Origin of the sequence: Pseudomonas sp. YJ42 (genome assembly GCF_047225135.1) — a bacterium.
GTDB classification, from domain to species: Bacteria; Pseudomonadota; Gammaproteobacteria; order Pseudomonadales; family Pseudomonadaceae; genus Stutzerimonas; species Stutzerimonas stutzeri_E.
Genome location: NZ_CP178378.1, coordinates 2,824,368 through 2,848,832, shown reverse-complemented (window position 1 = coordinate 2,848,832; position 24,465 = coordinate 2,824,368). Strand labels below are relative to the sequence as shown.

The 24,465-nt window shown below is 61.9% G+C and carries 24 protein-coding genes; 15 read left to right on the top strand and 9 right to left on the bottom strand.

From position 1 onward, the window contains the following. Positions 1-17 precede the first annotated feature (17 nt). On the top strand, positions 18-782 hold the full coding sequence (locus tag ACL0K2_RS13095; RefSeq protein ID WP_413042797.1) for a DUF3658 domain-containing protein: 765 nt from the start codon (positions 18-20) through the stop codon (positions 780-782). A gap of 74 nt (positions 783-856) precedes the next feature. On the opposite strand, the gene ACL0K2_RS13090 is transcribed toward ACL0K2_RS13095, so the two are convergent. Continuing rightward, complete coding sequence (locus tag ACL0K2_RS13090; RefSeq protein ID WP_045164416.1) at positions 857-1,936, bottom strand: acyltransferase family protein; 1,080 nt, start codon at positions 1,934-1,936, stop codon at positions 857-859. A gap of 168 nt (positions 1,937-2,104) precedes the next feature. Here ACL0K2_RS13090 and ACL0K2_RS13085 point away from each other — a divergent pair, with 168 nt between their 5' ends. The 8 genes from ACL0K2_RS13085 to ACL0K2_RS13050 all read left to right on the top strand — a co-directional run bounded on the left by ACL0K2_RS13085 (position 2,105) and on the right by ACL0K2_RS13050 (position 10,802). After that, complete coding sequence (locus ACL0K2_RS13085) at positions 2,105-3,169, top strand: PA0069 family radical SAM protein (protein WP_045164417.1); 1,065 nt, start codon at positions 2,105-2,107, stop codon at positions 3,167-3,169. Positions 3,170-3,376: 207 nt separating this feature from the next. Next, positions 3,377-4,108, top strand: a complete 732-nt coding sequence (locus ACL0K2_RS13080; RefSeq protein ID WP_045164418.1) for a carbonic anhydrase — start codon at positions 3,377-3,379, stop codon at positions 4,106-4,108. Between the two features lie 89 nt (positions 4,109-4,197). Further along, positions 4,198-5,736, top strand: coding sequence for a SulP family inorganic anion transporter (locus tag ACL0K2_RS13075; RefSeq protein WP_413042796.1), 1,539 nt, complete (start codon positions 4,198-4,200; stop codon positions 5,734-5,736). Between the two features lie 109 nt (positions 5,737-5,845). Further along, entirely contained in the window at positions 5,846-6,109 is a 264-nt protein-coding gene (locus ACL0K2_RS13070; protein WP_080890681.1) for a hypothetical protein, read from the top strand. Between the two features lie 209 nt (positions 6,110-6,318). Continuing rightward, entirely contained in the window at positions 6,319-7,452 is a 1,134-nt protein-coding gene (gene coxB / locus ACL0K2_RS13065) for a cytochrome c oxidase subunit II (protein ID WP_045164421.1), read from the top strand. A 12-nt stretch (positions 7,453-7,464) separates the two neighbouring features. After that, positions 7,465-9,093, top strand: a complete 1,629-nt coding sequence (gene ctaD, locus ACL0K2_RS13060) for a cytochrome c oxidase subunit I (protein ID WP_045164422.1) — start codon at positions 7,465-7,467, stop codon at positions 9,091-9,093. 231 nt (positions 9,094-9,324) lie between these two features. Continuing rightward, the gene (locus ACL0K2_RS13055; protein ID WP_045164423.1) at positions 9,325-9,906 is read left to right on the top strand and encodes a cytochrome c oxidase assembly protein; all 582 of its coding nucleotides are present in this window, start codon (positions 9,325-9,327) and stop codon (positions 9,904-9,906) included. After that, positions 9,903-10,802 (top strand): cytochrome c oxidase subunit 3, encoded by a 900-nt coding sequence (locus ACL0K2_RS13050; protein ID WP_413042795.1) that lies wholly within the window; start codon positions 9,903-9,905, stop codon positions 10,800-10,802. Before ACL0K2_RS13055 ends, ACL0K2_RS13050 begins: the two co-directional genes overlap by 4 nt. A gap of 57 nt (positions 10,803-10,859) precedes the next feature. Here ACL0K2_RS13050 and ACL0K2_RS13045 read toward each other — a convergent pair whose 3' ends face one another. Continuing rightward, positions 10,860-11,060, bottom strand: coding sequence for a twin transmembrane helix small protein (locus ACL0K2_RS13045; RefSeq protein ID WP_045164425.1), 201 nt, complete (start codon positions 11,058-11,060; stop codon positions 10,860-10,862). Positions 11,061-11,130: 70 nt separating this feature from the next. Here ACL0K2_RS13045 and ACL0K2_RS13040 point away from each other — a divergent pair, with 70 nt between their 5' ends. The 5 genes from ACL0K2_RS13040 to ACL0K2_RS13020 are packed head-to-tail and all read left to right on the top strand — an operon-like array spanning position 11,131 to position 15,155. Beyond that, positions 11,131-11,838, top strand: a complete 708-nt coding sequence (locus ACL0K2_RS13040; protein ID WP_239612252.1) for an SURF1 family protein — start codon at positions 11,131-11,133, stop codon at positions 11,836-11,838. Between the two features lie 5 nt (positions 11,839-11,843). Further along, positions 11,844-12,425, top strand: a complete 582-nt coding sequence (locus ACL0K2_RS13035) for a hypothetical protein (RefSeq protein ID WP_413044467.1) — start codon at positions 11,844-11,846, stop codon at positions 12,423-12,425. A gap of 56 nt (positions 12,426-12,481) precedes the next feature. Next, positions 12,482-13,552 (top strand): COX15/CtaA family protein, encoded by a 1,071-nt coding sequence (locus ACL0K2_RS13030; RefSeq protein WP_413042794.1) that lies wholly within the window; start codon positions 12,482-12,484, stop codon positions 13,550-13,552. Positions 13,553-13,568: 16 nt separating this feature from the next. After that, positions 13,569-14,468 (top strand): heme o synthase, encoded by a 900-nt coding sequence (cyoE, locus tag ACL0K2_RS13025; RefSeq protein WP_413042793.1) that lies wholly within the window; start codon positions 13,569-13,571, stop codon positions 14,466-14,468. A gap of 51 nt (positions 14,469-14,519) precedes the next feature. Further along, positions 14,520-15,155 carry an SCO family protein gene (locus ACL0K2_RS13020; RefSeq protein WP_045164429.1) on the top strand — a complete coding sequence of 212 codons (636 nt, stop codon included), beginning with the start codon at positions 14,520-14,522 and terminating at the stop codon, positions 15,153-15,155. Between the two features lie 399 nt (positions 15,156-15,554). Here the strand turns inward: ACL0K2_RS13020 and ACL0K2_RS13015 are convergent, their stop codons facing one another. The 7 genes from ACL0K2_RS13015 to ACL0K2_RS12985 all read right to left on the bottom strand — a co-directional run bounded on the left by ACL0K2_RS13015 (position 15,555) and on the right by ACL0K2_RS12985 (position 22,165). Next, complete coding sequence (locus ACL0K2_RS13015; RefSeq protein ID WP_413042792.1) at positions 15,555-17,723, bottom strand: lipase family protein; 2,169 nt, start codon at positions 17,721-17,723, stop codon at positions 15,555-15,557. Positions 17,724-17,729: 6 nt separating this feature from the next. Further along, the gene (locus tag ACL0K2_RS13010) at positions 17,730-18,464 is read right to left on the bottom strand and encodes a hypothetical protein (RefSeq protein ID WP_413042791.1); all 735 of its coding nucleotides are present in this window, start codon (positions 18,462-18,464) and stop codon (positions 17,730-17,732) included. Between the two features lie 6 nt (positions 18,465-18,470). After that, a complete protein-coding gene (locus ACL0K2_RS13005) occupies positions 18,471-19,196 on the bottom strand; it encodes a hypothetical protein (protein WP_413042790.1) in 726 nt (241 codons plus the stop codon). Positions 19,197-19,491: 295 nt separating this feature from the next. Further along, positions 19,492-20,265, bottom strand: coding sequence for a MetQ/NlpA family ABC transporter substrate-binding protein (locus ACL0K2_RS13000; RefSeq protein WP_413042789.1), 774 nt, complete (start codon positions 20,263-20,265; stop codon positions 19,492-19,494). A gap of 69 nt (positions 20,266-20,334) precedes the next feature. Further along, positions 20,335-21,000 carry a methionine ABC transporter permease gene (locus ACL0K2_RS12995; RefSeq protein ID WP_045160072.1) on the bottom strand — a complete coding sequence of 222 codons (666 nt, stop codon included), beginning with the start codon at positions 20,998-21,000 and terminating at the stop codon, positions 20,335-20,337. Then, positions 21,000-22,022, bottom strand: a complete 1,023-nt coding sequence (locus tag ACL0K2_RS12990) for a methionine ABC transporter ATP-binding protein (protein WP_045160073.1) — start codon at positions 22,020-22,022, stop codon at positions 21,000-21,002. Before ACL0K2_RS12990 ends, ACL0K2_RS12995 begins: the two co-directional genes overlap by 1 nt. After that, positions 22,019-22,165 (bottom strand): hypothetical protein, encoded by a 147-nt coding sequence (locus ACL0K2_RS12985; RefSeq protein WP_413042788.1) that lies wholly within the window; start codon positions 22,163-22,165, stop codon positions 22,019-22,021. The genes ACL0K2_RS12990 and ACL0K2_RS12985 overlap by 4 nt, the downstream gene beginning before the upstream one ends. Positions 22,166-22,243: 78 nt before the next feature. Here ACL0K2_RS12985 and katE point away from each other — a divergent pair, with 78 nt between their 5' ends. Further along, positions 22,244-24,439 (top strand): catalase HPII, encoded by a 2,196-nt coding sequence (gene katE, locus ACL0K2_RS12980; RefSeq protein ID WP_413042787.1) that lies wholly within the window; start codon positions 22,244-22,246, stop codon positions 24,437-24,439. Positions 24,440-24,465 lie beyond the last annotated feature (26 nt).

The following is a 24,465-nucleotide window of genomic DNA, read 5'->3' as shown; positions in this document are numbered from 1 at the left end:
CAGATTGGAGAATCGCCATGTGGCATATCACCTGTGGCGATCTCGCCGCCGACAGCGTCCGCCCGCTCCTGGGTGACGGTGACGAACTCCGCGTATTGCGCGACGACCTGGCCGTCGGGCCGCTTGCCGACATCGAGTCCCCGCCTTGCGCGAAACGCGTGGCGTTCTGGGAAGGTGTCTGGCCGATTGGCCTGGCGCCGCGTCCGGATTTTACCGGTGTCGCGGCCGATGCCCAGTGGCTGGCGGGGCTGGCCGGTCAGTCGCGACCGGTGACGGTCTGGCATGGCGACAGCGCGTCCGAGCAACTGCTGCTGGCCCGTGTGGCGGCGGCGCTGGAAGGTTCGGCGTTGCCATTGCGGGAAGTCGCGTGCGGCACCGGTGATAGCCGCGTCGACGCGCGCAAGGCAGTGTCCATGCACGCGCCGGATGCTTTGGCCGCGCTGTATCAGCCTCGCGCCGTCGAACCGCAGAGGATGGCCGAGCTCGCCAGTCAATGGCGCGCTGCCGTGCAGGAAAGTGCAGCGATACGTCGCTGGACGAACGGGCGTTTCGTCGGCGAAGACCATCAGCGAATCGATCGCGAACTGATCGCCGCCTGCAGCCATGACGAGATGCCCCTGGCCCGAGCCATGGCCGAGGTCATGCGCCACTGCGACGGCTTCTTCGCGACCGATCTGTTCCTCTATTGGCGGGCTCGAGAGCTGGCCCAGCGTGGCGCCATCGAGCTGAGCGATAGCGCCGCTGCGGACTATTCCAGCGTACAGGTTCGCTGCACACCCTGAACCCTAGGTGGGTGGAACGGTGCGCGGCCAAGCCAGGCCGCTGCACCGGGCGCGATTCGATAGCTGTGTTCTGATCAGGCTGGGTCTTGGGGCTCGGGTATCACCAGGCCAGCTTGTGGCACACGCGAAAAGCGCTGCTTGAGCTTCATCGCCGGCGCCTCGATCAGGTGCCAGGACAGGATTGCCAGGAGCAGGGTCGGCGCGAGGCTGATGGCCGTCAGCCAGAACACGCCAATCTCGTGACCGAGCAGGTAAACGGTGAGCTGCTGGAAGGGGAAGGCATAGATATACATGCCATAGGAGAAATCGCCGTACTTGCCGAACCGGGAAATCAGGGGAATCGGCGCATAGGCGAGGTAGATCACCAGATAGGGCAGTGCGATTACGTAAACGTAGGGGCCGGCGGCGGTATGAAAGGTCAGCGCCAGCGCCACGACCAACACCGCAGCAACCCAGCCGCGCCAGGGCAATGCATCGCGGTAGAGGAAAATAGCGGCGCCGGTGTAGTACAGCAGGCCCAGTTTGAAGATGTTGTTGATGAAGAATGACTCGATGCCGAGCCTTTCCAACAGCCAGAAATGGCCCACGGCGAGGCCGGCGATGGGCAGGAAGATCAGCCTGCGTTGCAACAGTCCGGTCAGCCCCAAGATCAGCACACCTAAATACATCATCACTTCGAGCGGCAGCGTCCATAGCGAGCCGTTCACCACGTTCGGGTAGATGTTCTGGCTGAACACGCCCGGCAGTTCGAAGCGTGTGACGAGCAGGATATTCTGCAGGTACGTCCAGGTGGCGGGAGACGAGAAATAGCTGCTCAAGGGGTGATCGGTTACCAGCGGGCCGATGATGAATGCCGACAGCAGAACAGCCAATATCAAGGCCGGGAAAACCCGCAGTGCGCGCTTGATCAGGAAGCTTTTCGCGCTGCTGCTGTTGATCCAGGAAGAGGTGATCAGGTAGCCGCTGATGACGAAGAAGACCGCGACGGCGAATTCGCCACCGTTCTCGTAGCCGGTCAGCAATTCGATGGGTTCATCGGGGCGGCGCCCGGTCAGCGGATAGCTGTGAACGAGCAAGACGAGGGTGGCGGCAAAGAATCTCAGGAAATCGAAATTGTTTTCGCGCGCAAAGCGGGTGCTTGGGTGGGCGGGCATCTGCACCTCCTTGTCGATACCAGAAGCAGCCGAGGTTTCAGCTGTGGCGTGTTTGGCACAGCTGACTGGAAATAATTCCCAGCCGATTCGTTTTTTTCCGACCGTTGGCATGCCTCGCACTGGCTGATATTGTGTACTGTATGCATGAACAGTGTTTTAGAGGTCGCTATGCGCGCTACGTCAACGACACCTCGCGGCCGTGGCACCGCAATCAATCCGGACAACCGGTTCGCCCCGACTCGCAGCGAGGTCTACGACGACGGCTGGGAACAGGATGTGCCTCAGACCCGTGCCACCGAGGTGCGCGGCGAGACGGCGAAGAGCGTGATCACACGCAATCAGTCGCCGGATGTCGGTTTCGATCGTTCGGTCAATCCCTATCGTGGTTGCGAACACGGCTGCATCTACTGCTTCGCACGGCCCAGCCACGCCTATTGGGATCTGTCGCCGGGAATCGATTTCGAAACCCGCCTGATCGCCAAGACCAACCTCGCTGAGCGTCTCGAACAGGAATTGAGCAAGCCCGGCTACGTGCCGCAGCCCATCGCGCTGGGAGTCAACACCGATGCCTATCAACCATTGGAGCGCGAGCAGCGGCTGACGCGCCAGGCACTGGAAATCCTGCTGCGCTTTAAACATCCGGTGCACATCATCACCAAGGGCTCGCTGGTGTTGCGTGATCTCGATCTGCTGGTGCCGCTGGCCGAGCAGAAGCTGGTCAGCGTCTCGGTCAGCCTGACCACCCTGGATGACGAGCTCAAGCGCATCATGGAACCGCGCGCCGCCTCGCCTTCGGCGCGTTTGCGGGCGCTGCGCACGCTGCATGAGGCCGGCGTGCCGGTGAGTGTGATGTGCGCGCCAATGATCCCTATGATCAACGACATGGAGCTCGAACGGCTTCTGGAGGCGGCGCGGCAAGCGGGCGCGCGTTCGGCTGGCTACGTGCTGCTGCGCCTGCCGCATGAGGTGGCGACGCTGTTCGACGAGTGGTTGCAGGAGCATTTCCCGCAGCGTGCCGCTCACGTCATGAGTCTGGTGCGCCAGTCGCGCGGCGGCAAGGATTACGACAGTCGTTTCGGCAGTCGCATGCGCGGCGAGGGGCAGTTCGCACAGTTGCTTGCTCAGCGTTTCCAGCTGGCCTGCAAGCGGTTGGGTTACAACCGCCGAGATCAGAACTATGGCCTCGACTGCAGCCGTTTCGCCGTGCCGGGTTCGCAGATGTCACTGCTCTGAAGGATCTCGGCCGTGCGAAGCGGTACGGCGGTGCCATCATTTAGCGATTGGTCAGTTCGTCGCAAAGGCTCGTTCTAGAGCGGCTCGTTCAGTTTCAGTTAAGTCTCGCTGGCTAGCCTCCATACAAATGTGACCAGTCAGTCACGCTGGCCGCAGGCCGGTCTCGTGACCCTGGCACGTCTTTGCCCTGTATCTGGAGACCAGCCCATGCGTGAACCCACCGCTCGCACCGAGTCCACCAAATTACCTGCACGCGGCGAAAGCGCTGACGAGTCGTTCGCTCATCTCGTCGATGGCTTTCGCCGCTTCCGTACCGAGGTCTATCCCGAGCAGCAGGCTCTGTTCGCCCGCCTGGCCAAGGCCCAGCAGCCGCGCGCCATGTTCATCACCTGCGCCGACTCGCGCATTGTCCCGGAGCTGATCACCCAGAGTTCGCCGGGCGACCTGTTCGTTACCCGCAACGTCGGTAATGTGGTGCCGCCGTACGGCCAGATGAACGGCGGTGTATCGAGCGCCATCGAGTATGCGGTGATGGCGCTGAACGTGCAGCACATCATCGTCTGCGGGCATTCCGATTGCGGTGCGATGAAGGCGGTGCTCAACCCCGGCGGCTTGCAGCGGATGCCCACTGTCAAAGCCTGGCTCCGGCACTGCGAAGTGGCGCGCAGCCTGGTGGAAGAGAACTGCAACTGCACCGCCGGTGATGCTTTGGGCGTGCTCACCGAAGAGAACGTCGTGGCCCAGCTCGACCACTTGCGCACCCATCCTTCGGTGGCTTCCCGGCTCGCGGGTGGCCAGCTGTCGATTCACGGCTGGGTCTATTGCATCGAGACCAGTGAAATCCTCGCCTATGACGCCAACCAGGGCCGTTTCGCGCCGCTCGATGGCGACGGGCCTTCGCCGGTGGCGACTCCTGCTCCGCGCTACCTGCAGGCCTGAAAGACGCCGGCGAGTCACGCCGGCCGAACGCATCAGCTATCACCACACGCGACGCTGTCGGCGTCGCGGCGTGTTCGAGGAATCTCTGGATGAATGAAACGATCAAAGCGACCCTGCCACGCGATCTCATGGCGTCGGTGGTGGTTTTTCTGGTGGCGTTGCCCCTGTGCATGGGCATCGCCATCGCATCGGGTATGCCGCCCGCCAAAGGCGTCGTCACCGGCATCATCGGCGGGCTGGTGGTGGGCTGGCTCTCCGGTGCGCCGCTACAGGTCAGCGGCCCGGCCGCCGGTCTCACGGTGCTGGTGTTCGAACTGGTGCAGCAGTACGGCGCTGCCATGCTCGGTCCGATCCTGCTGTTGGCCGGCGCGATTCAATTGCTCGCGGGCCGACTGAAGCTGGGCTGTTGGTTCCGGGTCACCGCGCCGGCGGTGGTCTATGGGATGCTGGCCGGCATCGGCATCCTTATCGTGCTATCGCAGCTGCATGTGATGATGGATGCGCAGCCGGAAGCCTCGGGGCTGGGCAACCTCAGCGCCTTTCCGGCCGCGCTGTGGTCAGCCCTGCCGTTTGCCGGCAACGGTGACGGCCTGATTGCAGCATCCCTCGGACTGCTGACCATCGCCTGCATGTGGCTGTGGGACCGGCTCCGGCCGCAACGGCTGCGCTTGCTGCCCGGCGCGCTGCTGGGTGTCGCGGCGGCGACGCTGGTGGGCTTGTGGGTGGGGCTCGACGTCCGCCGCATCGAAGTGCCAGAAAACCTCTCCGATGCGATCAGCTGGCTGCGCCCGGCCGATCTGCTGGCCTTCGCTGATCCTGGTCTACTGGTCGCGGCCTTGGCCGTCGCATTTATCGCCAGTGCCGAAACCTTGCTGTCGGCGGCCGCGGTCGATCGCATGCACCAAGGGCCGCGGGCCGATTTCGATCGCGAGCTGTCAGCCCAAGGCATAGGCAACATGCTCTGCGGTGTGCTCGGTGCGCTGCCGATGACCGGCGTGATCGTGCGCAGCTCGGCCAACGTCCAGGCCGGCGCCCGCACCCGGCTGTCGGCCATGTTGCATGCTGTCTGGCTGCTGGCGGCCGTGGTCCTGCTTGCGGCGTTGCTGGAGCGTATTCCCGTAGCGAGTCTGGCCGGCGTGCTGGTCTACACCGGTCTCAAGCTGATCGACCTCAAGGCGTTGCGCCAACTGGGTCGCTACGGCCGCATGGCCATGCTGATCTACGTCGTCACCGCGCTGTCCATCGTCGCTGTCGACCTGCTGACCGGCGTGCTGGTGGGCTTCGCGCTGACCTTGGCGCAGCTGGCCTGGCAGGCCTCACGGTTGAGGATCAATGTGGTGCAGGACGGGCCTCGGGTCGAGTTGCGCATGCAGGGTGCGGCGACCTTCCTCAAGGTGCCACAGTTGGCGCGAGCGCTGGAAGGTGTGCCTCAGGACGCCTGGCTCTACGTGCCGATGGAGCACCTGCGCTATATCGACCACGCCTGCATGGAGCTGCTGGAGGAGTGGCACCGCTCGAACCAGGCCAAGGGCGGCCGGCTGGTCATCGAGCCACGTGCGCTTACGCGGCGGGTGGAGGGGCGGCGCCGACAGGCGGCGCATCTCGCCGGTGCGGCCAAGGGGAACTAATCCGTACGGCGAAGCCCTCATTCTCTAACAAGGGCGCGCGTGGGACGCGTTCTCTGATTGCAGCGCATCGGCAGCCCCGATGCGCTGCTGTTCGTTCTGGAGGACTGAGTTGGACGTGTTTCTCGATCTGCTGCAATGGCCGGCAATGGTGGTCACGGTGCTCGCCGCCTGGCTGATCGGCTCGCTGAAGCCGGGGCGCCGGATGGTCGGTTTCTGGTGTTTTCTGCTGAGCAACCTGCTCTGGATCATCTGGGGATGGCATGCCCAGGCCTGGGCGCTGATCACGTTGCAGGTATGCCTGGCACTGATGAATGTCCGTGGTGTGAAGAAGAATGATCAGCCCCGAGCAGCGCAGGCCAACGCGAGTAGCTGACGAAATTGCCAGTCCGGCATCGCTGTCTATACTCCGATCGTAAGCGTACCGATTGAATCCGACTGTGCGTGCAAAGCGAGGGTTGGTGCCCAGGAATTGGGGGGAGCCAGATCAGCGTGTAGTCAGGCGGTCGAGGTGAGCGTGGCTCGCTTTGGCAACCGGACGAACAGCAGTCGGCGGGATAACAAGAACCATAAGGGGAACCCGCAATGTCGCGACATCCACGAGTCTGGATGGGGATTGGGCTGTGGTCGCTATTCGGCCAGGCCCAGGCGGCCTGGGACGTGAATATGCGCTCCGGTGCCACGGAAGTCAGTCGTTCCGTGTTCGATTTGCACATGACGATCTTCTGGATCTGCGTAATCATCGGCGTGCTGGTGTTCGCCGCCATGTTCTGGTCGATGCTCGCTCACCGCCGTTCCAAGCGGCTGGAGTCGGCGCATTTTCACGAGAACACTCGGGTCGAGGTGCTCTGGACCATCATTCCATTGTTGATCCTCGTCGGGATGGCAGTTCCGGCAACCCGCACCCTTATCCACATCTACGACGCGTCCGAGTCGGATGTCGATATCCAGATCACCGGCTATCAGTGGAAGTGGCACTACAAGTACCTGGGCGAGGATGTCGAGTACTTCAGCAACCTCACCACGCCGCGCGATCAGATCAACAATCTCGAGCCCAAAGGCGAGCATTACCTACTGGAGGTGGACGAGCCGCTGGTGATTCCGACGGGCGCCAAGGTGCGCTTCCTGATCACCGCAGCGGACGTCATTCACTCCTGGTGGGTACCGGATCTGGCAGTGAAAAAGGATGCCATTCCCGGCTTCATCAACGAGTCCTGGACCCGTATCGATAAACCGGGCATCTACCGCGGCCAATGCACTGAGCTGTGCGGCAAGGACCATGGCTTCATGCCGGTTGTCGTGGAGGTGAAGTCACCGGAAGACTACGCCGCCTGGCTCGGCGAGAAGAAGGCGGAAGCCGCCAAGCTCGCCGAGCTGACCAGCAAGGAATGGACGCTCGAAGAGCTGGTGACCCGCGGTGAGAAGGTTTACCAGACCAACTGTGCGTCCTGCCACCAGGCGGGAGGCGAGGGGCTGCCACCGATGTTCCCGGCGCTGAAGGGCTCGCCCATCGCCACTGGCGAGGCCGAAGACCACCTCAGCATCGTCGTCAATGGCAAGCCGGGCACCGCCATGGCCGCCTTCGGCAAGCAGCTGTCCGAGGTCGACATTGCCGCGGTGGTGACCTACGAGCGCAATGCGTGGGGCAACAACAAGGGCGACATGGTCACGCCGAAAGACGTGCTCGTCTTCAAACAGGCCGAAGAAGCCACCCAGTAAGAGGATCAGGTGATGAGTGCAGTGATCGACGATCATGGTCATGCTGGGCATGACCATCACCACGGCCCGGCCAAGGGGCTCATGCGCTGGGTGCTGACCACCAACCACAAGGACATCGGTTCGATGTACCTGTGGTTCAGCTTCTGCGCCTTCCTGCTGGGCGGTTCGATGGCGATGGTTATCCGCGCCGAGTTGTTCCAGCCGGGGCTGCAGATCGTGCAGCCGGAATTCTTCAACCAGATGACCACCATGCACGGCCTGATCATGGTCTTCGGCGCGGTGATGCCGGCGTTCGTCGGATTGGCCAACTGGATGATCCCCTTGATGATCGGCGCGCCGGACATGGCGCTGCCGCGGATGAACAACTTCAGCTTCTGGCTGCTGCCGGCGGCCTTCGGCCTGCTTATTTCGACTCTGTTCATGGAGGGCGGCGGACCCAACTTCGGCTGGACGTTCTACGCGCCGCTGTCGACGACCTACGCGCCGGAGTCGGTGACCTTCTTCATCTTCGCCATTCACCTGATGGGCATCAGCTCGATCATGGGCGCGATCAACGTGGTCGCCACCATCCTCAACCTACGCGCACCCGGCATGACCCTGATGAAAATGCCGCTGTTCGTCTGGACGTGGCTGATCACCGCCTTCCTGCTGATCGCGGTGATGCCGGTGCTAGCCGGCGTGGTGACGATGATGCTGATGGACATCCACTTCGGCACCAGCTTCTTCAGCGCGGCCGGAGGCGGCGATCCGGTGCTGTTCCAACATGTGTTCTGGTTCTTCGGCCATCCCGAGGTGTACATCATGATCCTGCCGGCGTTCGGCGCCGTCAGCTCGATCATTCCCGCCTTCAGCCGCAAGCCGCTGTTCGGCTATACCTCGATGGTCTACGCCACCGGCGCCATCGCCTTTCTGTCGTTCATCGTCTGGTCGCACCATATGTTCACCGTCGGCATTCCGGTGGTTGGCGAGCTGTTCTTCATGTACGCCACCATGCTGATCGCGGTGCCAACCGGGGTGAAGGTGTTCAACTGGGTATCCACCATGTGGCGTGGCTCGCTGACCTTCGAGGCCCCGATGCTGTTCGCCGTGGCCTTCGTCATCCTGTTCACCATTGGCGGTTTTTCTGGCCTGATGCTGGCCATCGCGCCGGCGGACTTCCAGTACCACGACACCTACTTCGTGGTGGCGCACTTCCACTACGTGCTGGTACCCGGTGCGATATTCGGCATCTTTGCTTCGGCTTATTACTGGCTGCCCAAGTGGACCGGGCATATGTACGACGAGACACTGGCCAAACTGCACTTCTGGATGAGCTTCATCGGCATGAACCTGGCGTTCTTCCCGATGCACTTCGTGGGGCTGGCCGGCATGCCGCGACGCATTCCGGACTACAACATGATGTTCGCCAACTTCAACATGGTGTCGAGCATCGGTGCCTTCATGTTCGGGGCGACTCAGCTGCTGTTCCTATTCATCGTCATCAAGTGCATTCGCGGTGGCCCGGCTGCCGCGGCCAAGCCCTGGGATGGAGCCGATGGTCTGGAATGGAGTGTGCCGTCCCCGGCGCCCTATCACACCTTCAGCGTTCCGCCGAGCATGGAAGAACTCCATGAGCACCGCACGGGGCCCAAGCATGAATAGCGTTGCCGCCCTTGGCGGCTTCAGGTCGGCGGCTGGCCAAGGGTTGGCCACGACGGGGTGCGCCTGTGATATCGGAAACGAGGGCGGCCATGAAGGTTGGCTGAAGCCCTCCCCGGCTGAGGTGATGCGGGGCGCTGGCTGCTTCGTAGGGTGGGCTTCAGCCCACCCGCGCAACAGCACCAAGCCGAAGCTTGCGTTGCGCGTTGAACGCTCCTGTGTGAGGAGGACGCGATGAGCGATTCTCTGCCCACCGCCCGACTTGTCCGCCGGCTACTGTTGGTGGTCGTCGTGATGTTCGCCTTCGGTTTTGCGCTGGTGCCGATCTACGACGTCATGTGCAAGGCTTTCGGAATCAACGGCAAGACGGCAGGTGCCTACGGAGGCACGCAGACCACCGACGAGGCGCGCGAGGTACGGGTGCAGTTTCTCGCCACCAACGCGTCGGGAATGGTATGGGAATTCCGGCCGATGGCCGATCAGATCGCCGTCAACCCCGGCGCCACCCGAGAAATGCGCTTCGTCGCTTACAACCCCACCGACAAGCCAATGACGGCACAGGCCGTGCCGAGTGTTTCGCCGTCGAAGGCGGCGGCATATTTCCATAAGACCGAATGTTTCTGTTTTACCCAGCAGGTGCTGCAGCCTGGTGAGCGCATCGAAATGCCGGTGCGTTTCATTGTCGATCGTGATTTGCCCGCAGACGTGCGTCATCTGACGCTCGCCTACACCCTGTTCGATATCACGTCTCGCCAACCTCCCGTCGCCGTCGTTGATCAGGCGTCCGTGGTGGCGGCCAAGGAGAGTCTGCAATGAGCCAACAGACCACCACGCACGAGAATTACTACGTTCCCGCCCAGAGCAAGTGGCCCATAATCGCCACGGTCGCACTGCTGACCACGGTCTTTGGTCTCGGCACCTGGTTCAACGACCTCAAGGCCGATCGCGCCGAATCGAACGGCCCACTGATTTTCTTCGTGGGCGCGTTGCTGATTGCCTACATGATGTTCGGCTGGTTCGGCGCGGTCGTCCGCGAAGGCCGAGCCGGGCTCTATAGTGCGCAGATGGATCGTTCGTTCCGCTGGGGCATGAGCTGGTTCATCTTTTCCGAAGTCATGTTCTTTCTCGCGTTTTTCGGTGTGCTGTTCTACATCCGCTACTGGGTCGGCCCCTGGCTCGGTGGCGAGGGCGACAAGGGCGTGAGCAATATGCTGTGGCCCAACTTCGAATATACCTGGCCACTGCTGAACAACCCCGATCCCAAGCTTTATCCGGCGCCTGAAGGCACTATTGGTGCCTTCGGACTGCCGCTGATCAACACCATCCTGCTCGTGACCTCGAGTTTCACGCTGACCTGGGCGCACCATGCGTTGCGCAAAGGAAACCGCAAACACCTCAAGCTCGGACTGGGATTGACCGTGCTGCTGGGCGCCTCGTTTCTGGCCCTGCAGATAGAGGAATACATTCACGCCTATACCGAGTTGGGGCTGACGCTTGGCTCGGGTATCTACGGCGCGACCTTCTTCATGCTCACGGGCTTTCACGGCGCCCACGTGACCATTGGCGCGATCATCCTGTCGATCATGCTGGTGCGCAGCTTCCGCGGTCACTTCACGCCGGAACAGCACTTCGGCTTCGAGGCGGCTGCCTGGTACTGGCACTTCGTGGACGTGGTCTGGATCGGCTTGTTCATTTTCGTCTACGTGCTTTGAACGCCGGCCTCGGCTGAAGGCTGGAGCGACCGCAGCGGCGTTACATACGGACCTGAGCTAGCCGAAACCCGGATGCAGCTGCCCGGAATAGAAGCCCCAGGCGATCAGCGCGATCGTCAGGGCAGAGAGGGTGACACGAACGAACAATGCGGTCACCAGGCGGGAGGTTCGACCCTCGTCCTTGACCAGAAAGAACAGACCGCTGAACAGACTGACCAGCGTGGCTACTAATAACAGAACGATCGCCGCCTTGAGCATGAGCGAGTCCGTAGTAGGGGAAGTGGGGGTGCAGTATAGCCAGCCGTATCAATACGCTGTGGGGCGCGGCATGAGCGGGTTCAAACCCGGCCTGCTGCCGACCTTGCTGGTCCTGACGCTGCTGCCGCTGCTGGTCTGGCTGGGGTTCTGGCAGCTGGAGCGCGGCGAACAGAAGCGCGACATGCTGGCTCGCCAGGAAGCGCGGCAGCAGGCGGCGCCGGTCGGACCCGAGCAGATCGAGCAATTCGAAGATCCCGCCTACAGTCGAATCCATTTGCAGGGCAGTTTCGATGACGAACACAGTTTCCTGCTGGACAGCCGTACCCGCGACGGCCAGGTTGGTGTCGAGCTGTTGCAACCCTTCCAGGATCAGCCAAGCGGTCGCTGGGTGCTAGTGAACCGCGGCTGGATACCCTGGCCGGATCGGCGGATCCCGCCGAAGTTCGATACGCCGGATCGCCCATTGAAGCTGGCCGCCTGGGTCTATGCACCTTCTGGCAAGCCGTTCTTGTTAAACGAGCGCATGGCCGAGGGTTGGCCAAGGCTGCTCAATCACGTCGATGTCGAAGCGCTGTGGCAATTGCTCGGACGTGATGGCGTTGAATACGAGTTGCGACTTGAGCCCGGCCCGGCAGCGTACCGGGCAGACTGGCCGATCACCAGCATGCAGCCGCAGCAGCACCTGGGGTACGCGGTGCAATGGTTTGCGCTGGCGGCAGCTCTGCTGGCGTTATTTATTTACTTCGGCGTGCATCAGGCACGAGGGAGCAAGCAGTGACCGCGATGAATCCGACCTTCAATCCCGCACAACCCCAACGCCGGCGTGGGCGAGTGCAACTGCTACTGATCCTGGCCGTGGTGATTGGGCCCATGCTGCTGGCAACGGCGATGTATCGGTTCGGCTTCTGGATACCCGAAACCCGAACCTACGACGGCGCGCTGGTAGCCACCGGCCAAGGGCGCGAGATGCTCGGCGTGACCGTACCAGTGGCGCCCGAACCACGCTGGGAGCTGCTGGTTACCGCACCGCAAGGGTGCGCAGAAGACTGCCAGCAGCTGGTCTATCTGGCGCGGCAGATCAACATTGGCCTGGCGCGTGAGGCCGGCCGTGCCGGCCATGCACTGGCGAGCGGGCAGGCATTGAGCGCCGACTACGATCAGCGTCTGCAGCGCGAATACCCCCAGCTGCAGCGTTATGTGCTGGACCCGACGGTTTATGCGGGCAACCCGGAGGCACCCGACGGCCCGCAGCTGTGGATCATCGATCCGCACGGCAATCTGGTCTTGCGCTACGACGCCAAGGCCAACGGCAAGGCGATTCTCGATGACCTCAAGCACCTGTTGAAAATCTCCCAGATCGGCTGACCCAGGCACTCGGCCGCCTCGCTGGAGTCTCAACGAGGTCGCCCAAGGAGAACCAGATGGCAAAACCCGGATACCGTCTTGCCCTCGTCGCCACACTGCTGGCCGTGGTGGTGGTTCTCCTCGGTGCCTATACGAGGCTGACCCACGCCGGCCTCGGCTGCCCGGACTGGCCCGGCTGCTATGGATTTCTAGCGGTACCCATGAGCGAACAAGCCCAGAGCCTGGCGGCGCTACGCTTCCCGGATGCACCGATTGAGGTGCACAAGGGGTGGAACGAGATGGTGCATCGCTATTTCGCTGGCGCGCTGGGACTGGTAATCCTCGGGCTCGCCGTGCAGGCGCTGCGGCGGCGTTCACAGCCGGGTCAGCCGGTCAAGCTGCCGCTGCTACTGTTGGCCGTGGTAATCACCCAGGCTGCCTTCGGCATGTGGACGGTGACCCTGCAGCTCTGGCCCCAGGTGGTAACTGCGCATTTACTGGGTGGCTTCACCACCTTGAGCCTGTTGTTCCTACTGACTTTGCGTTTGTCGGGACGGCGACCAGCAACCGGGCCGATACCGGCTCGGATCCGGGCACTGGCGATGCTCGGCCTGCTGGCTGTGATCGGTCAGGTCGCGCTGGGCGGCTGGGTCAGCAGCAACTACGCTGCGGTGGCCTGCACTGACTTCCCCACCTGCCACGGCGAGTGGTGGCCCGAGATGGATTTCGCCAATGCCTTCAACCTGACTCATCACGACATCGGCCCCAATTACCTCGGCGGCATGCTCTACGGCGAGGCGCGTACCGCCATTCATCTCACCCATCGTCTCGGCGCGCTGACCGTGACGCTGCTGTTGCTGATCCTCAGCTGGCAGCTCTGGCGCAACGGACTTTCACGTCTTGCCACATTGTTGCTGGCGACCCTGGCACTGCAGGTCGGGCTGGGCATCAGCAATGTCCTGCTCAATCTGCCGTTGGCTGTCGCCGTCGCCCACAACGGCGGCGGTGCCTTGCTGCTGCTGGTTACCGTACTGATCAATCACCGTCTCTTCCCGGGTCGCCGTAGCGCCGTCGCGACGCATGAGCCGGCGATCCAACGGCATCCGGTTTCGAACTCGATGGGTGGGCTCGACCTACCCCGCGCTTGACCACAAGGAGAACCCCATGGCGACTCTACTCAGCGAACGCGGCGTCCAGGTCAGCTGGCGCGACTATCTCGAGCTGACCAAGCCGAAGGTGGTGCTGCTGATGCTCATCACCTCCTTGGTGGGCATGTTTCTCGCCACGCGCGCAGGCGTGCCCTGGACAGTGCTGGTGTTCGGCAATCTCGGCATCGCGCTCTGCGCCGGTGGCGCGGCGGCAGTCAACCATGTGGTGGATCGGCGCATCGACTCGGTGATGGCGCGCACCCACAAAAGGCCACTGGCCGAAGGCCGGGTATCGCCTGCCGCGGCCCTGCTGTTCGCGTTGTTGCTGAGCGTCGCCGGGATGGCACTGTTGCTGGTGTTCACCAACGCGCTGGCAGCCTGGCTGACGCTGGCATCGCTGATCGGCTATGCCGTCATCTACACCGGCTTTCTCAAGCGTGCGACCCCGCAGAACATCGTCATTGGCGGTCTGGCCGGCGCCGCACCACCACTGCTCGGTTGGGTCGCGGTGACCGGCCAGGTGACCGCCGAGCCGCTGTTGCTGGTGCTGATCATCTTCGCCTGGACGCCGCCTCACTTTTGGGCGCTGGCGATTCACCGCAAGGCGGAATACGCCAAGGTCAATGTACCGATGCTGCCGGTGACTCACGGCGAGCACTACACCAAGGTGCATATCCTGCTCTATACCGCCGTGCTGCTGGCGGTGAGCTTCATGCCGTTCGCCATACACATGAGTGGTCCGCTGTACCTGGCAGCGGCGGTGCTGCTGGGTGCGCGCTTCCTGTTCTGGGCCATCGTGCTCTATCGTGAGAGCCGCCCTCATGCGGCCATTAAGACGTTCAAATTCAGCATCTGGTACCTGTTTGCGCTGTTCATCGCGCTGCTGGTTGATCATTATCTGCTGCTGAATATCTAGAGGCCGGTGTAGAGCATCTCGCAGGCCTGACTCAGCCCTCACAGGAATTCCATGACCCGCATTCAGAAAACCGTTTTCATTCTCGTTGCACTGGTCGCGCTGGTTATAGGCCTGACGGTTTACAAGGTGCTCAGCACCGAGCGCCAGCTCGACTCCGCCGCGCTGCTCGATGCGGGTATCGTCATGCTTCCCCAGGGTCGCGACATGCCCGACATCGCCCTGACCAACCAGGATGGCGAAGCGGTTTCGATGGAGCAGCTCGAAGGGCGCTGGAACCTGCTGTTCTTCGGCTATACCTTCTGCCCCGATATCTGTCCGGCCACGCTCGCCGAATTGCGTCAGCTGCGCGGTAAGCTGCCGGACGACGTGAATCAGCGGCTACAGCCGATCCTGGTCAGCGTCGATCCGGCGCGCGACACGCCCGAGCAGCTGAAGAAATACCTGGATTATTTCGGCGCCGGCTTCATTGGGCTGACGGGACCGCTGGATGATATCCAGACGCTCGCCAACGCGGCGGGCGTGCCCTTTATTCCGGGGGACACTTCGAAGAAGGATTACACCGTCGACCATGGCGGCAACCTCGCCCTGATCGGCCCCGACGGCCGTTTGCGCGGGTTCATTCGCGCGCCGATGCGCACCGAGAAGCTTGCCGAGCAGTTGCCGGCGTTGATCGGGCAGGGCAGCTGACCATCGGCTCGGCCAGGCTTAACGGCGTCTTGCGCTCTGGTTGCGCCAGCCGATCCTCCGGCCCAGATGACACGCGCTTGTCTTTCGTCTGCGCGGTTGTGGTTGCCCGCCGAAGCGGGCTTGTCCGCAGCCTTCTTCATAACAGGCCCTTACCGAAACGTCCCGATGCGCCTGCCGCGCACGCTGCTCGGCCTCGTTTCGGGCACGGTGCTGGCTCAGGGATTGTTTCGCAAGTGCTGTCCGATCCGGGGCTAATCGCGTATTCAGCGGCGCCGCGCTCTGTGCCGCGGTGGCGATTGCGTCCGGTTCCGTGCAGGCCGCCTTCGAGCCCGTACCTGCGGCCAGCCAGCGCCTTCTCCGGCGCGTTGGCTGTTCACGCGAGCGAGCGGGAGAAGGCTGTCAGGCGTACTGACGAGCTAGAGGCTTTTTTATCTTGGCCAGCTTTTCAGCCCGTTGGTTTTGGTCCAATGCTCGCCATTGCGCTACCAAGTTGGGCAAGTCGTCCCGATCAATCAAGTCGCCGAACACGTTGGTCGCGGTCAGGCGTCTACCCGCCTCGTTTAGTAGCCGTACTTTCGCGCGCCCCAGCGCTGCTCTTTGTTGCCTGCTAAGGGAGCGTGCCAGGGCGATGCCAGCGTCGTACATCTGGCGGAGCTCCAAATCAGACTTGTTATAGAAGCGAGAGTCATGGCGCACTCTCACTGCCCGGCGAAACTCCATAAAATCTCGCGGCTGCCAACTATTCAGCTCGGCTTCGGCCATCTGGATCAACATATCGATGTCGTGGATCTCACCGGGCGTAAACAAGACACCTTCCCGCTCCTCAACGCTTGCATGCCAGCGCAGCAGCGTGGTGAGCATGGCACGGCTGTAGCCACTGTCGGAGGAATGCTCTGCGCCGGCGAAAGCCTGTTCGATGAAGGCCATTCGCTTTGGCATGTCGTCCAGCAGATCAATCGCACCGGCATAACGCGCACAGGCCTGTTCGTCGATCAAGGCGCAGTCGGGTTGCCAGAGTATGGAGGCTTCGCTGCCACCGTTGGGCTTGCGGGGCACGAAGTGGCGTTGTTGACCATGGTGCTCGTATGGGTCGCCCTGCAGATTGAGCAACCCGCCCAGGAGCAGCGTTACACCCAGCAAGGGTGAGCTGAACAGCACCACGGTACCGGCGCTGGCCAGCTTCCACTCGGCATCCAGCCAGGTGAAGGGGACGGCGGGGATAGGGTCGTTGTGATTGACGAGGCGGTGATGGACAAGCCCCTGGGCACTTTGTACAAAGGCTCGGTCGCCGGCGCGTGGGGCGCCGAAGGTGTACAGCATCAACTGCGGTTGTGATGGGAGAGTTCTGATCCACTCCGCTAAGAGCAATGCAACGGCGCCGCCGAGACTGTGCCCACAAATGATTAGGGTCTGCTCACCAGTGTAGAAGGCTTCCATATAGCGCTGAACGAAAACCTTGACGGCCTGGAACGAGTCATAAAATCCTCGGTGGGCTTGGCCGGTGCCTTCAGCGTAAGGGACCTGGCGGGCGTCAAGATCTCGCAATATGTCTGGCGTTCCCAGTGTGCCCCGCACCGATATGAGCATGAGTTTGTCGTTATGGACGATGAAGGCCTGGGAATCCGTCTGTTCATCGTAGAGAAAATGCACGTCCTCGGGATTCGCCCAGCCTTTGGTGGCCTCAGCCTGATAGCGAGCTGGGTCATAAGGCATGATCTCGAGCCTTTTGGAGTAGGGCACCTCTTCATACAGCAGCTCGTAGCGGGCACTATCGAACGAGTTCGCTTTTACCAATCGGGCCAGTTGCTCGCGCAGCACATGCCCAATGCTCCCGCTACGATTATAGGGGGGCGGGCTGGAGGCATAAGCACCATCCGGCTGCTTCGGTTCGCCGAACGGCGCATACACAAAGGTGCTCATGACCGCCAAATGGTAGGCATTGATCGCGCAAAAGGCCTTGTCGCGTGAGAGCAGCGGGCTGTAGGCGCGTAGCGCTTTGACCTCAAGCACGTGATGACAATTGGGCGTTAATGCGATGCCGACGCATTCGGCAGCCTGCCCAGCGTTGTGCTTGAGCATGGCGGAAGGCTTTGGCTGCCAAGTAGGATCAGGATCGGGTAGATGCCCCTTGGCCTCGACCAGATCGCTGACTTCTACGCGTAGAAGGTGAGCGCTTTCCAGTACGGCGCGCTCTTCTGCCAGATAGGTACGGCCATCAGATCGGCGGGGGCCCGCCGGGGACTGCTCTGCAGCGGTCTGCAAGTTGGTCAGAGGTATCTTGAAGGAGTCTCGAAGAATTAATTTTTCATGCCATGGGTCGAGGCTGCCATCGGCCAAACTTGCTAAGTCGAGAACGGCAGGGCCACAGCAGATTCCCTCTATGTAAGCAAAGCCTTCGTCATCCAGTGCGCCTGGATACTGTTGGCCCTGACTGTCGTGCAGCGTATAGCTCAGTCCAGCGTAAGGCTTTCCGTCACCATGTTCGTCAACCAGGCGAAAGCTGATCCAGTCCGTTCGTTGGGGGCATCCCAGTATTATCGAGTTTCCCGCTTTGCTCATGTCGTTCATCCTTGATCATTCCTTGCAGTTGGGATAGACGGTGCATTCCTGTCCATTCATTTTGAAAATCTGAAATACAGGAGGGGTCTGGCAGCGTATCCACCCACCTTCTTTCGGCAAGCATGGTTTCCACCCTTGAGGAAGTCGTACCCAGGTGTCGTCGTAGTAGGGTCTCTCCTCGGGACTGGCCTGAATATCCAGCCGAACCGTCTTGCCCGGCAATTCGTCACGCAACAGATAAGCGCCCGCCCCCTTGCAGCTTAGAAGTTTGCTGATCTGGCCTCTTCGTGCGTGGGCCTTGCTGAGTTGAAAAAGCCATGTGCATTCCGCCGTCTTGCTCAGGTGGCCATCGCTATCAAAAGCAGGCGCGCCTTGCGGCAATGTCTCGATCAGCACCAAGCCGCCATTGTCATAGGTGCGTTGCCATTCCTTGTCGCCGTAGCGACCATGGATGTACAGCCCAACACGGGCCAAACGCATTTCGCAGAGGCCGTCGCGGTAGCTGACGGGAATGCTGAAGCGATACTGCTGAGATGTGCTCCGAAAGCCGCTCTCGAATGAGCGTGCCTGGCTGCGACCCTTACAGTCGTTGGCGACGCCGTAATGCGCTTGGGCACGCATGGAGAAGTCAGCGGGTAGCTGCCCTTCGAAGGTAAAGCTGTCAGCGGTGAGCGAGGCCATCGAGCCGCAGGCGCTAAGTACGGTCGCGAGCATGATGAGACCGAGTAGACGGCCAAGGGCAGTTCGCATCCCTGGTCACTCCTTGCAATTAGGATAGACGGTGCATTCCTGCCCGTTCATTTTGAAGGTCTGAAACACTGGAGGGGTCTGGCAGCGTATCCACCCACCTTCTTTCGGCAAGCATGGTTTCCATCCTTGAGGAAGTCGTACCCAGGTGTCGTCGTAGTAGGGTCTCTCCTCGGGACTGGCCTGAATATCCAGCCGAACCGTCTTGCCCGGCAACTCGTCACGCACCAGATGAGCGCCTGCTCCTTTGCAACTCAGCAGTTTCGATAGCTCAAGGTAGAGCTTGCTGACCTGAAACAGCCACGTGCATTCCGCCGTCTTGCTCAGGTGGCCATCGCTATCAAAAGCAGGCGCGCCTTGCGGCAGTGTATCGACCAGCACCAAGCCGCCATTGTCATAGGTGCGTTGCCATTCCTTGTCGCCGTAGCGACCATGGATGTACAGCCCGACCCGGGCCAGCTGCATTTCGCAGAGGCCGTCGCGGTAGCTGACGGGAATGCTGAAGCGATACTGCTGAGATGTACTCTGAAAGCCACTCTCGAACGAACGCGCCTGGCTACGACCCTTACAGTCGTTGGCGACGCCGTAATGCGCCTGGGCTCGCATGGAGAAGTTGGCCGGTAGCTGGCCTTCAAAGGTAAAACTGTCACCAGTGAGCGTGGCCATCGAGCTGCAGGCGCTCAGTGCTGTCGCGAGCAAGCAAACGCTGAACCGTTGAGCGAGGATATTTCGCATCCTGTTTAACTCCCTAGAGTTGGGTCAGCTGGATGTCGAAGAGGTAGGGCTGTTTGATCCCCTTGATGGCGAGGTAAATCTGGGTCGCTTGCGTGTGCATGTTGGTTCCGTCCATGGAGGTAGTTCGCCGCTGAAGACTGACGCACTGGGCCGGTCGGCTCAACAGCAGGCGGTCCGCGACATGAATCAATTCACTTAAAGGTTGCTCGCTATGCCCTGGCTGCTTTTTTGTGCGGTGGGCCGCGCATAAAAAACCCCGCACAGGGCGGGGTTCGTTGGGTTAGCTCACAGGCGATCAGAACGCTGGAACTACGGCACCCTGGTACTTCTCGTTGATGAACTGCTTGACCTCGTCGCTGTGCAGGGCCTGGGCCAGCTTCTGCATGGCGGCGCTGTCCTTGTTGTCCGGACGGGCGACCAGGATGTTCACGTAGGGCGAGTCGCTGCCTTCGATGAACAGGGCGTCTTCGGTGGGGTTCAGCTTGGCTTCCAGCGCGTAGTTGGTGTTGATCAGCGCCAGGTCGACCTGGGTCAGCACGCGCGGCAGGGTCGCGGCTTCCAGTTCGCGAATCTTGATGTTCTTCGGGTTCTCGGCGATGTCCTTTGGCGTGGCGGTAATGCCGGCACCTTCCTTCAGGGTGATCACGCCGGCCTTGGCCAGCAGCAGCAACGCACGGCCGCCGTTGGTGGCGTCGTTGGGAATCACCACGGTCGCGCCACTGGGCAGCTCGTCGAGGGACTTTAGCTTACTCGAATAGGCGCCGAAGGGTTCGATGTGTACGCCAGCGACGCTGACCAGCTCGGTGCCCTTGCCCTTGTTGAATTCATCGAGGTACGGCTGGTGCTGAAAGAAGTTGGCGTCCAGACGTTTCTCGGCCACCTGGATGTTCGGCTGCACGTAGTCAGTGAATACCTTCACTTTCAGATCGACGCCCTGCTCGGCCAGCTGGGGTTTGACGAATTCGAGGATCTCCGCGTGCGGGACGGCGGTTGCGGCAACGTTCAGCTCGTCGGCAGCCTGGGCGGAGAAGGCCGCGACAGCGGCAAAGGCGGCAAGCAGTTTTTTCATGGAAGACTCCTTTTCGATGCGGCGCGCGGGGGCCGGCATCTGTGGTTGAACATAGGTTATCTAGGGCAACTATTTACGGGAAAAATGCGTGACCAGCTTGTCGCCAACGCTCTGCAGCACCTGCACCAGCACCAATAGCAGCACTACGGTGACCACCATGACGTCGGTCTGGAAGCGCTGATAGCCGAAGCGGATGGCCAAATCGCCGAGCCCGCCGGCGCCGACCACGCCGGCCATCGCGGTGTAGGAGACCAGGGTAATGGCCGTCACGGTAATGGCGGCGATGATGCCGGGACGAGCCTCGGGCAGCAATGCGCTGAAGATGATTTGCCGGGTGGTGGCGCCCATCGCCTGTGTCGCCTCGATGATGCCGCGATCGACTTCGCGCAGGGCCGTCTCCACCAACCGTGCGAAGAACGGCGCTGCGCCCACCACCAGCGGCGGGATCGCGCCAGCGACACCCAGCGACGTACCGGTGATCAGCACCGTGAAGGGGATCATCACGATCAGCAGAATGATGAACGGCAGCGAGCGCAGCACGTTGACCACGAACGAGAGGAAGGCATACAGCGGACCGTTCTCGAACAGTTGCCGCGGGCCGGCGAGGAACAGCAACACGCCCAGCGGCAGGCCCAGCAGAATGGTGAAGAGCAGCGAGCCGCCGAGCATCAGCAGGGTGTCCAGCGTGGCCAGCCAGATCTCATACCAGTCGACGTTTGCCAGTAGAGCATCCATCAGCGCAATACCTCCACATGCACGTCTGCGGCATCCAGGCGATCCAGCGCGGCAGCCATGTCGCCGCCGACCAGGGCCAGGGTCAGCTGGCCATAGGGCGTGTCCTTGATGCGGTCGATGCGCCCCGAAAGGATGCTGAAGTCGACCCCGGTTTCCCGCGCGACGGTGCCTAGCAACGGCTTGTAGGTCGCATCGCCTTGGAACGTCAGGCGCAGGATACGGCCGGGTACGTGAGCGAAATCGTCTCGTTGCTCACCTTCGTCGACCGCCTCGTCTTCCAGCACGAAACGCTGGGTGGTGGGGTGTCGGGGGTGCAGGAATACCTCGGTGACCGGCCCCTGCTCGACGATTTCGCCGCCATCCATCACCGCGACGCGGTCACAGACACGGCGGATCACGTCCATCTCATGCGTGATCAGCACAATGGTCAGCTTCAGCTCGCGGTTGATCTCCGCCAACAGCTGCAGCACCGAGGCGGTGGTCTGCGGATCCAGCGCGCTGGTGGCCTCGTCGCAGAGCAGGATGTCCGGCTCGGTGGCCAGCGCGCGGGCGATACCGACGCGCTGCTTCTGTCCGCCGGAGAGCTGGGCCGGATATTTGCGCGCATGGTCTTTCAGGCCGACGCGGTCGAGCAGGGCGGCGACGCGGGCGTCGATCTCGCTGCGCGAGCGAATGCCGGCCAGGCGCAGCGGCATGGCGACGTTGTCGGCCACCGTCTTGGACATCAGCAGGTTGAAGTGCTGGAAGATCATGCCGACGCGCTGGCGGAAGCGTCGCAGGCCGTCGGCATCCAGTGCGGTGACGTCTTCCCCACTGACCAGGATGCGGCCGCCGGAGGGCTCTTCCAGGCGATTGATCAGGCGCAACAGGGTGCTCTTGCCGGCGCCGGAATGGCCGATCAGGCCGAACACTTCCCCGGCACCGATTTCCAACTGGGTCGGCTTGAGCGCAGGGATCTCGCGGCTGGCGCCGCGGCCGTTGGTGCTCCGGTAAGTTTTATGGACTTGGTGAAATTCGATCACGGGCGAACCTTGTGGGTGCGGTCGTCAGTGCCGGGATAGTCGGCGAAAGGCGTGCATTCTACGCGTTTGCGGTGCTGCGGCGTAGCGAACCTGCAGACATTGAGACCCGCCAGCACCCCGATAAGCACATCGAAACGCCGCATGACGCAACCTTGAGCGGGTCAAGTAGGTCACTAACCGGTACGCCCGTGAATCGGAGCAGGTATCAGGCCACCATCAGCATGGCCAGGTTCCTTCGCGGATTAGTCCCTATCGCTCGACCGAGGCCCATGATGACGGACAAGAAAGATCCAAAGCACAGCGAACTGGCCGGTAGCGATACCGTCGATCGCCAGAATCACAACGCCAAGCTCGACGACCTTGGCGCATCCCGCAGCGACGCCACCGGCGAAGCGCTGACAACCAATCAGGGCGTGAAGATCGCCGACAATCAGAACACCCTGAGGGCAGGGGAGCGAGGTCCATCGCTGCTCGAAGACTTCATCATGCGCGAGAAGCTGACGCACTTCGATCACGAGCGCATTCCCGAGCGAATCGTCCATGCTCGCGGGGCCGCGGCGCATGGCGTATTCGTCAGCTACGACGACCACAGCGCGCTGACCAAGGCCTCCTTCCTCGCCGGCAAGGGGAAAGAGACACCGGTGTTCGTGCGTTTCTCTACCGTGCAGGGCTCGCGCGGGTCGGCCGACACCGTGCGCGATGTGCGTGGTTTTGCCACTAAGTTCTACACCGATGAAGGCAACTTCGATCTGGTCGGCAACAACATGCCGGTGTTCTTCATCCAGGACGCGATCAAGTTTCCCGACTTCGTGCATGCGGTCAAACCCGAGCCGCACAACGAGATTCCGCAGGGCCAGTCGGCCCACGACAACTTTTGGGATTTCGTCTCGCTGACGCCCGAATCGGCGCATATGGTGCTGTGGACCATGTCCGACCGTGCCATCCCACGCAGCTATCGGGCGATGGAAGGGTTTGGCGTGCACACTTTCCGTCTGATCAATGCCGAGGGCACCAGTCGCTTCGTCAAGTTCCACTGGAAGCCGGTGGCCGGCGCTTACTCGCTGATCTGGGACGAAACCCTGAAGCTGGCCGGCAAGGATCCGGACTTCAACCGCCGCGACATGTGGGAATCCATCGAGATGGGCGACTACTTCGAATGGGAGCTGGGCGTGCAGGTGGTTGAAGAGGCCGACGAGCACAAATTCGATTTCGACCTGCTCGATCCGACTAAGATCATTCCCGAGGAGCTGGTGCCGGTGCAAAAGCTCGGCAAGATGACCCTCAACCGCAACCCGGACAACTTCTTTGCCGAGACCGAGCAGGCGGCGTTTCATATCGGCCACATCGTGCCCGGCATCGACTTCACCAATGATCCGCTGCTGCAGGGCCGGCTGTTTTCCTACACCGACACCCAGCTGCTGCGCCTCGGCGGGCCGAACTTCCACGAGATCCCGATCAACCGTTCGATTGCGCCGGTGCACAACAACCAGCGCGATGCTTTCCATCGGCAGACCATCAATAAGGGCCGCGCCAACTACGAGCCCAACTCCATCGACAGCGGCTGGCCGAAGGAAACGCCGCCGGCGGCCAGCGGCGGCGGATTCGAGAGCTACCCCGAGCGCATGGAAGGGCACAAGGTGCGCGTGCGCAGCCCGTCTTTCGGTGATCACTTCTCCCAGGCCACGTTGTTCTGGAACAGCATGAGTGCGCCGGAGAAGGAGCACATCATCGGGGCCTACAGTTTCGAGCTGGGCAAGGTCGAGCGGGTGTTCATTCGCGAGCGCCAGGTCAATGAGATTCTTGCCAACATCGATCTTGAGCTGGCGCGCCGGGTTGCCGAGAACATCGGCGTGACGCCGCCGTCTGCGCCAACCGTGAGCCTCAAGCAGCCGACACCGGCCAGCTCGCCGGCGCTGAGCCTGACCAATCACCTGTCGGGCAACATCAAGTCGCGCAAGGTGGCCATCCTCATCGCCAACGGCGTGGACGGCAAGGCTATCGAGGCGTTCAAGAAGAAGCTGGCGGACGAGGGCGCGCTGGCCAAGCTGATCGGCCCGTCACCCGCGCCGGTGAAGACCGCCGATGGAAAGATGCTCACGCCCGACGCGGCGATGGATGGCATGCCCTCGATCGCCTTCGATGCGGTGTTTATTCCTGGCGGTGCGCAGAGCGTGCAGGCCATGGCCAAGTCCGGCGTGGCCAAGCATTACCTGCTCGAAGCCTACAAGCACCTCAAGCCGATCGCGGTACTGGGCGATGCCCGGCAGTTGCTGGCGGCGCTGAATCTGCCGGAAGACGCTGGTCTGGTGAGTGGTGACGATGGAGATGTCGGCACTGTGTTCAGCGCGTTCGCCCAAGCCTTGGCGCAACATCGGATCTGGGCGCGCGAGCCGCTGGCAGAGCAAGTGCCGGCGTAAGCGTCATTCGACAGAACGGCCCGGCA